Origin of the sequence: Vibrio marisflavi CECT 7928, assembly GCF_921294215.1 — a bacterium.
Lineage (GTDB): Bacteria > Pseudomonadota > Gammaproteobacteria > Enterobacterales > Vibrionaceae > Vibrio > Vibrio marisflavi.
This window is the reverse complement of sequence record NZ_CAKLDM010000002.1, coordinates 1,804,573-1,818,799: the sequence shown is the minus strand read 5'-3', so window position 1 is coordinate 1,818,799 and position 14,227 is coordinate 1,804,573. Positions and strand designations below refer to the sequence as shown.

15 protein-coding genes are annotated in these 14,227 nt (G+C 43.2%); 10 read left to right on the top strand and 5 right to left on the bottom strand.

Annotated features, from left to right (window positions below; all coding sequences use genetic code 11):
* Positions 1-32: 32 nt before the first annotated feature.
* The 3 genes from L7A31_RS15070 to L7A31_RS15060 form a co-directional block, all read right to left on the bottom strand.
* Positions 33-761 carry a DUF3379 domain-containing protein gene (locus L7A31_RS15070; RefSeq protein ID WP_237362595.1) on the bottom strand — a complete coding sequence of 243 codons (729 nt, stop codon included), beginning with the start codon at positions 759-761 and terminating at the stop codon, positions 33-35.
* Positions 754-1,299 carry a sigma-70 family RNA polymerase sigma factor gene (locus tag L7A31_RS15065; RefSeq protein ID WP_237363577.1) on the bottom strand — a complete coding sequence of 182 codons (546 nt, stop codon included), beginning with the start codon at positions 1,297-1,299 and terminating at the stop codon, positions 754-756. The genes L7A31_RS15070 and L7A31_RS15065 overlap by 8 nt, the downstream gene beginning before the upstream one ends.
* 491 nt (positions 1,300-1,790) lie before the next feature.
* On the bottom strand, positions 1,791-2,321 hold the full coding sequence (locus L7A31_RS15060) for a hypothetical protein (RefSeq protein WP_237362594.1): 531 nt from the start codon (positions 2,319-2,321) through the stop codon (positions 1,791-1,793).
* Between the two features lie 249 nt (positions 2,322-2,570).
* On the opposite strand from L7A31_RS15060, the gene fadI reads away from it, so the two are divergent.
* The 3 genes from fadI (at position 2,571) to L7A31_RS15045 (ending at position 6,685) form a co-directional block, all read left to right on the top strand.
* A complete protein-coding gene (gene fadI / locus L7A31_RS15055; RefSeq protein WP_237362593.1) occupies positions 2,571-3,881 on the top strand; it encodes an acetyl-CoA C-acyltransferase FadI in 1,311 nt (436 codons plus the stop codon).
* Entirely contained in the window at positions 3,878-6,004 is a 2,127-nt protein-coding gene (gene fadJ / locus L7A31_RS15050) for a fatty acid oxidation complex subunit alpha FadJ (RefSeq protein WP_237362592.1), read from the top strand. The genes fadI and fadJ overlap by 4 nt, the downstream gene beginning before the upstream one ends.
* 132 nt (positions 6,005-6,136) lie before the next feature.
* Positions 6,137-6,685 (top strand): NAD(P)H nitroreductase, encoded by a 549-nt coding sequence (locus tag L7A31_RS15045; protein ID WP_237362591.1) that lies wholly within the window; start codon positions 6,137-6,139, stop codon positions 6,683-6,685.
* Positions 6,686-6,762: 77 nt separating this feature from the next.
* Here the strand turns inward: L7A31_RS15045 and L7A31_RS15040 are convergent, their stop codons facing one another.
* A complete protein-coding gene (locus tag L7A31_RS15040) occupies positions 6,763-7,638 on the bottom strand; it encodes a LysR family transcriptional regulator (protein WP_237362590.1) in 876 nt (291 codons plus the stop codon).
* Between the two features lie 233 nt (positions 7,639-7,871).
* Between L7A31_RS15040 and L7A31_RS15035 the strand changes: the two genes are divergently transcribed.
* The 6 genes from L7A31_RS15035 (at position 7,872) to recR (ending at position 13,233) form a co-directional block, all read left to right on the top strand.
* Positions 7,872-8,972: a response regulator gene (locus L7A31_RS15035; protein WP_237362589.1), complete on the top strand. Its 1,101-nt coding sequence runs from the start codon at positions 7,872-7,874 to the stop codon at positions 8,970-8,972.
* Positions 8,973-9,043: 71 nt separating this feature from the next.
* Positions 9,044-9,430 carry a YbaN family protein gene (locus tag L7A31_RS15030; RefSeq protein WP_290368757.1) on the top strand — a complete coding sequence of 129 codons (387 nt, stop codon included), beginning with the start codon at positions 9,044-9,046 and terminating at the stop codon, positions 9,428-9,430.
* A gap of 32 nt (positions 9,431-9,462) precedes the next feature.
* Positions 9,463-10,008: an adenine phosphoribosyltransferase gene (gene apt / locus L7A31_RS15025; RefSeq protein ID WP_237362588.1), complete on the top strand. Its 546-nt coding sequence runs from the start codon at positions 9,463-9,465 to the stop codon at positions 10,006-10,008.
* Positions 10,009-10,030: 22 nt separating this feature from the next.
* Entirely contained in the window at positions 10,031-12,205 is a 2,175-nt protein-coding gene (gene dnaX, locus L7A31_RS15020; protein ID WP_237362587.1) for a DNA polymerase III subunit gamma/tau, read from the top strand.
* Positions 12,206-12,279: 74 nt separating this feature from the next.
* Positions 12,280-12,609, top strand: a complete 330-nt coding sequence (locus tag L7A31_RS15015; RefSeq protein ID WP_237362586.1) for a YbaB/EbfC family nucleoid-associated protein — start codon at positions 12,280-12,282, stop codon at positions 12,607-12,609.
* Positions 12,610-12,633: 24 nt separating this feature from the next.
* Positions 12,634-13,233, top strand: coding sequence for a recombination mediator RecR (gene recR, locus L7A31_RS15010; RefSeq protein ID WP_237362585.1), 600 nt, complete (start codon positions 12,634-12,636; stop codon positions 13,231-13,233).
* A gap of 26 nt (positions 13,234-13,259) precedes the next feature.
* On the opposite strand, the gene L7A31_RS15005 is transcribed toward recR, so the two are convergent.
* Complete coding sequence (locus L7A31_RS15005; protein ID WP_237362584.1) at positions 13,260-13,520, bottom strand: YkgJ family cysteine cluster protein; 261 nt, start codon at positions 13,518-13,520, stop codon at positions 13,260-13,262.
* 145 nt (positions 13,521-13,665) lie between these two features.
* Between L7A31_RS15005 and L7A31_RS15000 the strand changes: the two genes are divergently transcribed.
* Complete coding sequence (locus L7A31_RS15000) at positions 13,666-14,106, top strand: YcgN family cysteine cluster protein (RefSeq protein ID WP_237362583.1); 441 nt, start codon at positions 13,666-13,668, stop codon at positions 14,104-14,106.
* Positions 14,107-14,227 lie beyond the last annotated feature (121 nt).

Below are 14,227 nucleotides of genomic sequence, written 5' to 3'. Positions count from 1 at the left end.
ACAGCGTCGGGCTTTGTTTCAGAAAGTAGTGTCTAGCTGGCGGGAAGAAGCATCGCAGAAAGTTTTTTCGCCATTTGATCAACATTCTCACCTTGCACACCAACTAAAATTAGGCTGCTGGATCCCACTGGTTCAATAGCACCCGACATCCCATCTTTGTTAAAATCGATTGATTTCTGTGATGGTATATTGGTGACAAACAGTGTGACCTTACCTTTCTCACCTTGAAAGACCATATGTAGTGCATTTGATTGGCCAAAACCGCAGTGATTTAAGTAAAACACATGATATGGAAAGGCTTGATCAAATTGATATGCAAATGGGCGTAACTTGGTGTTAATTTGCTTAGAGGTAACTTGTTCATCAAGGTGTTCGACGAAAGGCTTCTCATCAATAACATGCTTCATTGCCGTTGTTTCTAAGCTGGCATGCACTGGGGAGACAATGATGTTTCCCCATTTAATTTGCCCCACAACAATACCGATTACAAACGCTATAGAAGCGGCCATCGCCATTGAGCGTTTTGTAAAACTTGCTTTTATTACGTTGCTGTTTTCCGACGAGCTTTGATTGAATAGTATGCGGTCGGCAAGATCGTCGGGCACATCTACATTCATTGCTTTAGCGACAATATCATCTAGCTCTAATATATCATCGACAAACTTGTTGTTTGCGTCACTCCTTTGTATCGCCTCTAATATCTCATTGTCCCGATACTTGGGGTCTGACATTATTTGGCGGCGAAATTCTAAATCATCCATTTTGCTGCCCTCTGTTGTCTCGTGAATCCAGCATTTCCTTTAGTTGATTACGTGCTCTGAACAACCTTGTCATTACTGTATTCTTGTTTAATTCGAGTATCTCACTGATCTCTTCGCCACTGAACCCACCAACAACTTGCAAAAACAGTGGTTCTCGATAATCCGTATCCAATTTCATTATCTGAGCTTGTACCCACTCAGATTGATGGTGTGGGTCATCACTGACTTTTGCGTCGTTACCGTGGTCGTCAATGTCTACTAAGTCAAATTGCTTTCTTTCAAAGCGCCGAGCGTTTTCTCGCCTAAGTATGGTGATAAGCCAAGATTTCGCTGCCTTTTCGTCCTGTAAGCTATCAAGAGATTTCCATGCTCTTAGGCAGGTCTCCTGCACTAAATCTTCGGCAATGCTTTTGTCTTTACATAGCCAAAATGCATAACGGAATAAATCCCTATGATAAGCGCGAACAAGCGCTTCGTATTTTCTTTGTCTGTCCATATTTGAGCTGACCGGACTATTTGGTTTTTTATTTCCAAATATTTTCCCAAATGTCACATGAGCCTCCTCTTTGCTCGTCGATGACTGCAAACTACGCAATTCCACCTATTTATCGTAGCTCAAGCCTGAAAGTTGGTTCGAATGAGGTGTCCATTTGTGCTGCGAGGACAATCAGTCGTAGTTATTTAACTAACGATAAATTGATGCTAAACAAATATGACTAGCCAAAACGAGTTTAATCGAACGTAAAATTGATCTACTTCAAAATGTAAATACAAGGAGGGGTTATAGTACGTCCTGTCATCTGGTCAGTCCTTGTGACTGGCACGTTGAGCAAGATGACACTTCCTTTTGAAGGCTGACTTTACTTTCTCCTAATCAGGAAACTGATTATTTTCAATTGGCGTAAGTTAATTGCTTTATATTTCCGACCACACTGTTTAGTGTGGTTTTTTTTATCCGTAAGAAAAGTAATGGATGAGATGACATAGGTAAAGAAAACGCCCACTTTCAATGAGCGCTTCAATGTAAAGTTACCAAGATGGCGAGCAATAGTGCACGTCAGTCAGAAGGCGGTTGAGGCTTTTTACATCGTCAATCGTTTTCCTTTCAACCAATAAAGTATGCTTACCACCTTGCAGATATGGCGCGTCGTGGCCAAAAGTAATGATTTCGTCATCATTACCAGTCGCTACTGCTACATGAGCAAAGTATTTCGCCTCTTTAGCCGAAAAGAACACAATATCCCCTCTACTTGGGGTACTAGAAAACATGCCCTTCTTGGTTAGTTTGCCTTGAAACCATGCATCAGGTTCGCCACCACTGATACCACTTTTCATTTGACTGACAATTAAGTCGCCCGCTTCATCTTTAGACAGCCTTCCAGTTTCGATACCAGCTACGATTGGCAAGTGGAAGCAACACAGACCGCAAGTCATAAATTCGGGCTGTTCATCGCTTTTTGAATCTGTAACCCAGTGATGAAAACCACCGCTACCCGCTGCTATCCATTTAAAACCAAAATGTTCAAATTGTTCTAGCTTTCTTATTACCACTTCACTCATTTTTATCTCCATCCTAGCAAGGTATTGAACTGCACGTTATTTGCTCACTTATATTTATTAAGCTTATTTATGAATGAACAGAAATAGAAATGTGGGGAGGTAAAAAAGATAGGCAGGTTGCATTTTGTACTGAAATGCTTCTAGCGGTCACTTGGGTATAGGTATATCACGTTTACTCAAACGCATGTTTGAATTGTTTAACAAATAATTTACACTGTTTCAGGTCAGACCTCTACAAAAGGAGATTTCATGAGCACGCTGGAAGTAAAAACGCGTTCAGGTGAGCGAGTTGCGATTGTCGCAGGGCTAAGAACGCCTTTTGCACGCCAAAGTACTGAGTTTAAGAAAGTTCCTGCAGTGGACCTTGGGAAAATGGTGGTGAGTGAGTTACTTGCCAGAACCGATATAAAACCAGAGCTAATCGATCAAGTTGTGTTTGGGCAAGTGATTCAAATGCCAGAAGCGCCAAATATTGCTCGAGAAATTGTATTGGGCACGGGTATGGATGTCGGAACTGATGCTTACAGTGTGACTCGCGCATGTGCGACTAGCTTTCAGTCTGTAGTGAATGTCGCAGAAAGCATCATGGCGGGGAGTGCGGATATTGGTATTGCGGGCGGTGCTGACTCTTCCTCAGTATTGCCAATTGGTGTTTCAAAAAAATTAGCAGCAGGCCTACTTGCATTAAGTAAATCCAAGACGATAGCGCAAAAACTAAGTATTCTGAAAACACTGTCTTTTAAGGATTTACTCCCTGTTCCTCCAGCAGTTGCGGAATACTCTACAGGCCTGTCTATGGGCCAAACCGCAGAGCAGATGGCAAAAACTCATGCCATTTCTCGTCTTGAACAAGATGCTCTGGCTCACAGGTCTCATTCACTTGCTTCAGAGGCTTGGAACAATGGCAAAATCTCTGATGAAGTGATGACTGCTTTTCCCGAGCCTTATAAGAAGTGGTTAGATAAGGATAACAACATTCGCTATGACTCGACAGTCGAAGGTTATGCAAAACTGCGTCCTGCATTTGACCGTCAATATGGCTCTGTGACGGCCGCAAATAGTACGCCGTTAACAGATGGTGCGGCGGCGGTTATGGTAATGAGAGAGGGTAAAGCGAAAGAATTGGGCCTAGAGCCGTTAGGTTATATACGTTCTTATGCATTCTCAGCAATCGGTGTAGAACAAGACATGTTAATGGGGCCTTCCTATGCAACACCAATAGCGCTTGATAGAGCAGGTATTGCATTATCCGATCTTGATTTAATTGATATGCATGAAGCCTTTGCTGCGCAAACTTTAGCGAACGTAAAAATGTTTGCCAGCCAATCTTTTGCTAATGATAAGCTTGGCCGCTCGAAAGCAATTGGTGAGATAGACATGGATAAGTTTAATGTGCTGGGTGGCTCGATTGCGTATGGTCACCCGTTCGCCGCGACAGGGGCTCGCATGATTACACAAACTCTTCGAGAGCTTAAACGTAGAGGTGGCGGTCTTGCCCTTAATACAGCTTGTGCAGCTGGAGGCTTGGGGGCTGCAATGGTTTTGGAGGTGGACTCATGAGTAGCAAAACAGAAAAAGCATTTAACCTAACAATCGACGAAAGCAATTATGCTTGGCTTGCTATTGATGTCCCTGGCGAGAAGATGAACACTTTACAAGCTGAGTTTGCTCAAGAGATGCAGCAAGTATTTGAACAGCTTGACGAAAGTGCTTCGGTTTTGAAAGGCTTGATTGTCCATTCTACCAAACCAGATAATTTTGTGGCCGGTGCAGATGTCCGCATGCTCGATAGTTGCAAGAGTGCTAGCGAAGCAACAGAGTTGGCTAAACAAGGGCAGGAGCTGTTTCAACGCTTATCTGACTTACCTTATCCGGTTGTTGCTGCAATTCATGGTCCCTGTTTAGGTGGAGGAATGGAGCTAGCTTTAGCATGTGACTATCGAGTGTGTAGTGATAGTGATAAAACACGCTTAGGTCTACCTGAGGTTCAGCTTGGCCTGCTTCCAGGTTCGGGTGGGACTCAGCGTTTGCCAAGGCTTATTGGTTTGCTTCCTTCTTTAGATCTGATTCTTACAGGCAAACAAGTTAGAGCTAAAAAAGCCAAAAAGCTAGGTATGGTTGATGCTTGTGTGCCTGACACGATTTTATTGGAAGCCGCCAAAAGTTTTATTGAAAAGTCGAAGAGAAAGCGTGGGCAAGCAAAGAAAACCAATCTAAAGGAAAATGTTCTAACCAATACCAACCTTGGGCGAAAACTTGTTTTTGAACAGGCGGCCAAGAAGAGCCAGCAAAAGACAAGGGGTAATTACCCTGCAGTTCCAGCTATTCTCGAAGTAATACGAACTGGGTTTGAGCAAGGGATATCAGAAGGTTTTCAGTTAGAGGCGAAACGGTTTGGCGAACTGGTAATGACCTCTGAGTCAAAGGCATTACGTTCAATATTCTTTGCTACAACTGAAATGAAAAAAGAAACAGGGGCTGATGCTGAACCTAAAACGGTACAGAAAGCTGGCGTCTTAGGTGGTGGACTGATGGGAGCTGGAATTAGCCATGTAAGTGTTGCTAAAGCTAATGTGCCTGTGAGAATCAAAGATGTGTCTAACGATGGCATTCTCAATGCCCTTTCTTACAACTACAAACTGTTTGAAAAGCAGCGTAAGCGTAGAATTTTGTCCAAAGCTCAATTGCAGAAGAATATGCTAATGCTCTCTGGCGGAACAGACTTCACTAGCTTTAAGAACAATGACATTGTTGTAGAAGCAGTTTTTGAAGATTTGTCGCTCAAACAACAAATGATCAGCGATATCGAAGAACACGGGAATGAACAGACGATTTTCGCTACCAACACATCATCTTTGCCAATCAAGCAAATAGCAGATGGAGCAAAAAGACCTGAAAATGTGGTTGGACTGCATTACTTTAGTCCGGTCGAGAAAATGCCATTGGTAGAAGTGATACCTCACGAAGGGACATCACCGCAAACCATAGCAACAACGGTGGAGTTTGCTCGTAAGCAAGGAAAAACGCCAATAGTGGTAAAAGATAAAGCAGGCTTTTACGTGAATAGGATCCTCGCTCCTTACATGAATCAGGCTGCTTACGCTCTAATGGCGGGAGAGCCAATTGAAAGGCTTGACTCAGCTCTACTGAACCAAGGCTTCCCTGTCGGGCCTATTACTCTGTTAGACGAAGTTGGTATTGATATCGGTGCGAAAATTACTCCGATTTTGGTCAATGAGCTTGGTGTTCGTTTTCGAGGGCCAGAAGTGTTTGACACTTTGTTGAATGATGGCAGAAAAGGACGTAAAAGTGGTAAAGGGTTTTATCAGTACAAAGGCAAGAAGAAAAAGGTAGATAAGTCAGTCTATAAGCTGCTTTCCATTAAGCCAGAATCTAAGCTTTCCGAGGAGGAAATTGCGCTACGTTGCCTACTACCGATGCTCAATGAAGCAGTACGTTGTTTGGATGAAGGCATCATCAGCAGTGCGAGGGATGGAGATATTGGTGCTATCTTTGGCATTGGTTTCCCACCTTTCTTAGGAGGCCCTTTCAAGTATATGGATCAGCTAGGTTTGAAAACGCTTATTGAGTTAATGAATGATCATGCACAGAAATATGGTGATGTTTTTGCACCGTGTGATGGTCTGTTGACTAGAGCAGGCAAGGGCGAAACCTTTTACTAACTTTCTCTAAATTGCTATTGGAAGGCGGACATTAGTGTTCGCCTTTTTAGTTTTGCAGGGTTACTATTTTCTCAAGCCTTAATAAGTCTAATAGTCGTTTACAACGTCGAGAAAAATAAAGAAGGATTCAAAATGGAAGCATTAGAACTGCTTTTAAATCGTCGCTCAATTGCCAAATTAACCGAGCCTGCACCAGAAGGGCAAGCGCTAGAAAATATCATTAAAGCGGGTTTAAGAGCGCCAGATCATGGCGGTCTTACGCCATGGAAGTTTGTTATTTCGCAAGGTGAAGGGTTACAAAAACTGTCTGACATTTTGGTTAATGCGGCCAAGTCAGAAAATAGTGAAGAGGCTATCGTCGAAAAACTAAAAAATGCGCCTTTTAGAGCACCAATGGTGATTACCGTTATTGCTAAAGTAAAAGAGCATAAAAAAGTGCCAGCGTTAGAGCAGCATTTATCGGCAGGTTGCGCTGTTCAAGCGATGCAAATGGCAGCCTGTGCGCAAGGCTTTCAAGGCTACTGGCGTTCAGGGGAGTGGATGTTCCACCCAGAGGTGCATAAAGCGTTTGGCCTACAAGGGGAAGATGAAATAGTTGGCTTCCTATATCTCGGGACTCCAGGCTGTATGCCAATGAGAGTGCCAGAAAGGGAACTGAGCAAATTTGTAGAATTTATGTGATACCTTGCTCATATATTTAAACTAATAAAAAGAAGGCCCGATGTGTATCATCGGGCCTTCTGTCATTTTTTTGTCAATTAATGAATCTTGTATGCAATGACGAAGTCTATGAAAAGTCTTACTTTTTCAGGTAGGTGATCTTTATGGTTATACAGCATATAAATATCACGAGGGTTTGCACTCCAGTCGTCTAAAACGCGAATTAACGCACCACTTTCTATGTGCTCTTTCAGCATTACATCTGGCATCAGGGTAATGCCTAGCCCTTCTGTAGAGGCGATACGTACTACGTCTAGTGTGTTAGCTTGAAAACGCCCTTTGTCATTGTTGACGATAGTTTCCCCAGAAGAATTAGTCAGTTGCCACTTAATTAACGGATGGCCCTTTAGCAATGAGTGATTGGCTAAATCTTCCGCATGTTTTGGAACTGGATTGTTAGCGAAATAGTCGGGACTTGCAACTAGTATATCTTTGACTTCACTTATCTTTCTGGCGATTAGGCTAGAGTCGCGTTGAGGACCAACACGGAAAATCACGTCCCACTCTGTCGGGTCTAATTGATCCGCATGGTTGCTTGTTGTCAGCTCGATATTAATGTCTGGGTAATGCCTCATGAACTCGTTGAACATTGGCATCATGGTACGTTTTGTTAGGTTCGACGGTGCTGATATTTTAATCTTGCCTGCTGCTCCGCGACATTCGTCCGTTAACTCTTCGGCTGTTACTGATAGACGTTGCAGAAGAGGGGAGCACTCTTGAAAGAAGCGCTCGCCAGCCTCAGTCAGTGATAATTTGCGAGCATGACGGTTAAGTAGTCTTAGGTTTAACGAATCTTCTAAAGCCTGAACTCGTCGGGTGATAGTAGCCACTGGAATCATTGTTTTTCGGGACGTCGCGGTATAACTACCATTCTCCACAACCAGTCTAAATAAGTTCAGATCATCTAATTTCATTTTTTCAGACACATTTCATTGCAAATTGACATAATTTATATGTATATCAGAACTCAAGGCTTGAGTCACTTTAAGCAGACATAATTCTATATCTTCCGTACATATAGTATGTCAGAGCCGAGAAAAGTGGAATATTTGTATAAATCGAATTTCACAGCTACTTTTAAATGAGTGCTCTAAAAAAATAAAATCATAATAAATTACATTAAATGAGATGCTAGAGGCGAAAGCTTATGTATGGAACTCATAATATGGCTACTGTGGACTCGGTTAAAACTTCTGAAAATCAGACCCTTATAATGTTGGTTGATGATGACCCTATATTCCGTCGAGTAACGTCAGGATATTTGACTGCTCAGGGTTACGAAGTTATGGAAGCAGAAAATGGCTTGGACGGACTTCAAAAACTCCGCACCGCGGAACCTGATCTAATTCTATGTGATATTGCAATGCCTGTCCTTGATGGCATTGAATTCGCTGAAGAAGTTAGCTTGGAATATCCTTCACTCCCTATGATCGTAGTGTCTGCGACAGAAGATATGTCTGATGTTGCTAAAGCACTAAGATTTGGTATCAAAGACTTTTTGCCAAAGCCAATTGGCAATCACGAACACTTAACTAGCGCGATTGAAAATACGCTAGATGATACCTTTAACCATATTGCCGATCAGCGAGACTTTTCCAGCCAGTGGTTTCGAGTCGATGCTGGTGATATGCCAGAAGAACAGGAGCTGCATTGGCATCTAGATTTCTTGCAACAAAACCCAAGTGCAGCAAGAGATTTACTGCATGCTTTGCTTCCTGACAAAGACACCTCACAAGGTTCCTGGAAGTGTAGCTATCGATTGCTTCAATCGACGGACATTATGCCGTTGGTATTTGATTATGCTTGGTTGATGAACGGCCAATTCGCTTTTTATTTGGTCGACTCAGCTGCACATGAAGGGCATGGGACTGCGACAACGTTGCTCGTTAGAGCTTTATTCCACGATTACCTAAGAAATTTGAAAAGCTTCAACGCAGATCTAAAAGATATGGCGTATCTACTTGAAAAGGGAATTAGCTGCTCAGATTGTGCTAGCCCAGTTAAGGCGATGTTTGGTATTGCAGATTTATCTGAAGGTACGGTATCACTTTTACCAGCAGGCCTTGATGCTCAGTGGTCAAATGGGTACATCACGCAGCACATTTCTGCGGGGACAAAGCTTGGGGAAAATTGCATTAAGAACTTTATCGTCACTGATTTACCAATCAATAGTGCAGGGCAATTGTCGCTCAATCGACTAGGTTCAAGTAGCTTCAGCATGGACATTCACCAAGCGTCCAATGCATAAATAACTTTACTTGGATAAGGAGCCCAATTAACAATGTTAAATGGGCTCTTTTTTATGGACAAAGCAAATTGGTGAGAAACGTTGTTTTTAACTCTTTGGGGTTTATTTGCCTGTTACTTGCTGTAATCGGCATTGTATTACCTGTGCTACCCACGACTCCTTTTGTGTTGCTAGCAAGTGCGTGCTTTATGCGAGGTAGTGCTAAGTTTCGAAGCTGGTTACACAACCATTCAGTATTTGGCCCAATATTGGATAATTGGCATAAAAGCCGGGCGGTAAGCCGATCAGTTAAACGCCGTGGAGTAATACTGATTACCGTATCGTTTGCATTATCTATTTGGATTGTTTCAGTGGATTGGTTGAAAATCTTACTGTTATTAACTTATCTAGTATTAATTTGCTGGTTTATCCGTTTACCAACGCTTGAGTTTGTTGCGCACAAGCGCGAAAATCACTAGCATTACCATTTTAGAGAAGATACCGCTGCATTATGACAACTGACAGAATTTCATTAATCAAATCGAGCATCAAAAGCATCCCGGACTACCCAAAAGCAGGTATTCTATTTAGGGACGTAACTAGCTTATTAGAAGACGCAAAGGCGTACCGCGAGACTATCCAGCTGCTAGTCGAGAAATATAAAGATCTAGGCTTTACAAAAGTGGTGGGTACAGAAGCTCGCGGATTTTTGTTTGGCGCGCCTTTGGCACTCGAACTTGGTATTGGATTTGTGCCAGTGCGTAAGCCGGGTAAGCTGCCAAGAAAAACTATCGGACAAAGTTACGACCTTGAATACGGTACTGATGAATTGCACATTCATGTTGACTCCATAAGCGAAGGCGACAAAGTACTAGTTGTGGATGATTTGCTGGCTACAGGTGGAACAATTGAAGCAACAGCGAAGTTGATTCGTCAACTAGGTGGAACCGCAGAGCACGCTGCATTTGTCATTAATCTACCTGAGCTTGGTGGGGATAAACGTTTAGAAGCGTTAGGCCTAAACGTATTTAGTATTTGTGAGTTTGACGGTCATTGATTACCACGAATTGGAATCGTTCATGAGTTATCTTGCATTAGCACGAAAATGGCGACCAACAACGTTTGAGCAAGTTGTTGGTCAATCTCATGTGCTTACGGCTTTAGAAAATGCCCTAGCACACAACCGATTGCATCACGCCTATCTATTTAGCGGCACTCGAGGGGTGGGGAAAACCACCATAGGACGATTGCTGGCAAAAGGGCTAAACTGTGAGACAGGCATTACCTCTACGCCTTGTGGCCAGTGTGATACATGTAAGGAAATTGACCAAGGTCGATTTGTCGATCTTTTAGAAATCGACGCGGCGTCTCGAACAAAAGTAGAAGATACGCGTGACCTGCTGGACAATGTTCAATACAAGCCTGCTCGTGGACGGTTCAAAGTTTATCTAATCGATGAAGTGCACATGCTTTCAAGGCATAGCTTCAACGCGTTGCTGAAAACGTTAGAGGAGCCGCCAGAGTACGTTAAGTTTTTGTTGGCGACGACGGATCCACAAAAACTACCAGTGACTATTCTATCGCGCTGCCTACAATTCCACCTCAAACCTATCAGTGTAGACAACATACACCAGCAGCTAGAATTCATATTAAATAGTGAATCAGTGTCTTTTGAACAAAGGGCATTAGGTCTGCTATCACATGCAGCTGATGGAAGTATGCGTGATGCGCTAAGCCTAACTGATCAAGCGATTGCACTAGGCAATGGACGAGTAGAATCGGGTTTAGTGGCAGACATGCTTGGCACTTTAGATACAGCTCAAGCGATCCACTTACTGGAAGCTATCAGCAGTAAACAACCCCAAGCGGCGATGGACCAACTGAAGTTGTTCGCTGAAAATGGCATTGACTGGGATGGTTTGCTGCAACAACTCGCTGCCCAGTTACATCGCGTAGCTATGTACCAAGCGCTACCTTCAACGTTAGACTCTTCTCAACCTGATGCTGAGAAAATTGAGTTGTTAAGTCGTGTATTGAATCCGCAAGATGTGCAGCTGTTTTATCAAATCGCTCTCAAAGGGCGTGATGATTTAGCTCTTTCTCCAACAGAGAGAGCTGGTGTTGAAATGATCGTTCTTCGGATGATGGCATTTCGTCCTGCGACTATTTTAACAGCAAGTGCTATTAGTACGGAGATGGTTCAGCAACCTAGCTTAAATGTCTCTCCGAGTGTTTCTGTGCAGTCTTCTGAGCCTCTCCAGGCACCCCAGCAGCTTTCGCCTGCAGTTGAAGAGAAGGTGGTGCAAGCTGAAGCTTCAACACTACGATCGCAGAGTAGCAATGACCAAAGCTCAGGTCATACTCAAGATCAGCCACCAATTAGCAGTTATCAAGATATCAATATTCCACAGGCTGACTATGCTCCAGATTCTTATGAGCCGCCTTCGGGTTATGAGCAGTATCAACAAGCAGAACCTGTTCAAACAACATCGACAGAAAAGAGCAGTGTTGAGGAATCTAAGCAGACCAAACCTTCAGGTTTAGGTGGCCTGAGGCACCAACTGAGGTCTAAACGTAAAGGGTTAAGCTCAAACGAGCGAAATAACGGTGATAGCGGAAAAAAGTCTAAGGCGGCACTAGCGACAGCGGACTCTGTTTTACAGCGAGTCGCGCAAAAACATGACGGAACTTCTGTAGCGTCGCAAGTGTCAACTAAGCAGCAGGTCATAGAAAGAGAGACTTCCAATGAGCCATATCAGTGGAAGCCTTCTCAGCAACCGATTAAGGCAGAAAAGAAAGAGCTTACTCCAACTCAGATAAAGTCAGCCTTGGAACATGTTAAGACACCTGAGATGACGGAAAAGCTTTTACGTGAATCTGTCGAAAAAGATGATTGGTCAGCTTTAATTTGCAAGCTACAAACGTCCAAGTTGGTGCAACAATTGGCGTTAAACTCTGCCTATCAAAGAGTCGATAATCAGATTGAACTCACGCTACGAAAGAACCAAGCGCACCTCAATACTGATAAGGCTAGGCTTGAACTACTAGATGCCATTCGCACAGCAACAGGAGAAGAACTGCAGATTAGCATTGAGGTTGGTAATCAGGGGATCACGCCTTTTGAACTGCGAGAAGATATTTATCAGCACAAATTGAAGTCTGCAATTGAGAGTCTAGAGAATGATGAGAATGTTAAATTCTTAAAGGCTCGCTTTGTTGCCGACATAGATACAGATAGTATTCGACCTATCTAAATAATTTGTGGGGTTGAAAATTGAAGTGTTCTACCCCATAAACAGGACATAACCAGTAAATCAGAGAGATAAACATGTTTGGTAAAGGTGGCATGGGCAATCTAATGAAGCAAGCCCAGCAAATGCAAGAGCAAATGCAAAAGCTTCAAGAAGAAATCGCGAATATGGAAGTAACAGGTGAATCTGGAGCTGGACTTGTAAAAGTCACCATTACTGGCAGCCACAGCGTTCGTCGTGTTGATATCGACGAAAGCCTGATGGAAGATGATAAGGAAATGCTTGAAGACCTTATCGCAGCGGCATTTAATGATGCAGCACGTCGCGTAGAAGAGACACAGAAAGAGAAAATGGCATCAGTAACAGGTGGAATGCAGCTACCACCTGGTATGAAAATGCCTTTCTAATTCATTAGATAAAGTATCTATTGAATGCGTACCAGTCACATGCTGGAGCAGTTAATGGAGGCCTTACGTTGTTTACCTGGGGTTGGTCCCAAGTCAGCACAACGTATGGCCTTTCATTTATTGCAGCGAGATCGACAAGGCGGCCTTCTGTTGGCTGATGCACTGAACAAAGCGATGACCGAAATTGGTCACTGCTCAGAGTGTCGAACATTTACTGAACAAGACGTTTGTCATATTTGTACCAACCCTAAAAGACAAGAAAATGGCCAAATTTGCGTTGTTGAAAGCCCTGCAGATATTGCTGCGGTTGAGGCAACAGGCCAGTATTCAGGTCGGTATTTTGTACTGATGGGACATTTATCGCCGCTAGATGGGGTAGGGCCAAGTGATATTGGATTAGATGTTCTTGACTATCGCCTTAGGCAAGGGGATATCTCAGAAGTCATTCTTGCCACAAACCCTACCGTTGAAGGTGAAGCAACGGCGTACTATATCGCTGACTTATGCAAAGTTCATGAAGTGAGCGCATCACGAATTGCTCATGGTGTTCCCGTTGGTGGAGAGCTTGAGCTCGTAGATGGCACAACACTTTCTCACTCTTTATTAGGGCGACAGAAGCTATAACGCTCATTACGGTGGCAAAAGGAAGCTTATGCGCTGGCTTTAGTCACCGATTCTAATTCGAGCAGGGTTTCCAGCGCACTTTCATTTGTACTACCACAAACATCTGCACACGGTTTAAAGCTAAGACAGACTTTAGGTCGTTCCGGCTTTCCAAACAGACGACACAAATTATCTTCATTCAATTGTACGCAGCGCTCTCCCGCTGGTTTGCCATTTGGCATCCCGGGAATCGGGGTAGAAATGCTTGGAGCAATACAGCAAGCTCCGCAACCTAGGCGACAATCCATAACTTTTCTCGTATTTCTAAAGGGTGCGAATACTAGCAAAAAATAGCTCAAGACGTAAACTTAACTATAAAAGTGTGGCTTGCACTTTTACGTGTGGAGAGTTATAAAGCCAAGCGTAATTACACTACTCAAAGAAACAAGGCATATGAGCACACCATTTTGGCAGTCAAAATCACTAGAGCAGATGAACGATGAAGAGTGGGAATCTCTTTGTGATGGCTGTGGAAAGTGCTGTTTACACAAGCTTGTAGACGAAGATACTGACGAGCTTTATTACACCAATGTAGCTTGCAGTTGGTTAAACAGCAAAACCTGCTCTTGTAAGGATTACCCGAATCGTTTTGAATCTGGTGAAGAGTGTCTAAAGCTCACTCGCGAAACAATTCCTGAGTTCAATTGGTTGCCAGATACATGCGCATATCGATTACTCTCTGAAAACAAACCTTTACCTGAATGGCACCCACTTCTTACTGGCTCTAAATCTGCCATGCACGCAGCGGGAGAAAGCGTTCGCAACAAAGTTGTCTATGAAATTGATGTGGTTGATTGGGAAGATCATATCTTGAATCACCCGAGGGGCGTGTAGTCTAAAGGAGCCCCTATCCTCAATATGAAACAGTCGATTGATTTTTGTCTAGTATTTTTCTAAATCTTGTATCGCTTTGTTTTGGCAATAGTAAACTGGGGCTTTGTCTTCCGTTTGCAAA

Bases quoted from the DNA above. Each gene is read 5' to 3' on its own strand.
- fadJ (WP_237362592.1), top strand. From the start codon at position 3,878: ATGAGTAGCAAAACAGAAAAAGCATTTAACCTAACAATCGACGAAAGC.
- L7A31_RS15070 (WP_237362595.1), bottom strand. From the start codon at position 761: ATGGATGATTTAGAATTTCGCCGCCAAATAATGTCAGACCCCAAGTAT.
- L7A31_RS15015 (WP_237362586.1), top strand. From the start codon at position 12,280: ATGTTTGGTAAAGGTGGCATGGGCAATCTAATGAAGCAAGCCCAGCAA.
- L7A31_RS15040 (WP_237362590.1), bottom strand. From the start codon at position 7,638: ATGAAATTAGATGATCTGAACTTATTTAGACTGGTTGTGGAGAATGGT.
- apt (WP_237362588.1), top strand. From the start codon at position 9,463: ATGACAACTGACAGAATTTCATTAATCAAATCGAGCATCAAAAGCATC.
- L7A31_RS15035 (WP_237362589.1), top strand. From the start codon at position 7,872: ATGTATGGAACTCATAATATGGCTACTGTGGACTCGGTTAAAACTTCT.
- fadI (WP_237362593.1), top strand. From the start codon at position 2,571: ATGAGCACGCTGGAAGTAAAAACGCGTTCAGGTGAGCGAGTTGCGATT.
- L7A31_RS15060 (WP_237362594.1), bottom strand. From the start codon at position 2,321: ATGAGTGAAGTGGTAATAAGAAAGCTAGAACAATTTGAACATTTTGGT.
- dnaX (WP_237362587.1), top strand. From the start codon at position 10,031: ATGAGTTATCTTGCATTAGCACGAAAATGGCGACCAACAACGTTTGAG.
- L7A31_RS15005 (WP_237362584.1), bottom strand. From the start codon at position 13,520: ATGGATTGTCGCCTAGGTTGCGGAGCTTGCTGTATTGCTCCAAGCATT.
- L7A31_RS15045 (WP_237362591.1), top strand. From the start codon at position 6,137: ATGGAAGCATTAGAACTGCTTTTAAATCGTCGCTCAATTGCCAAATTA.
- L7A31_RS15000 (WP_237362583.1), top strand. From the start codon at position 13,666: ATGAGCACACCATTTTGGCAGTCAAAATCACTAGAGCAGATGAACGAT.
- recR (WP_237362585.1), top strand. From the start codon at position 12,634: ATGCGTACCAGTCACATGCTGGAGCAGTTAATGGAGGCCTTACGTTGT.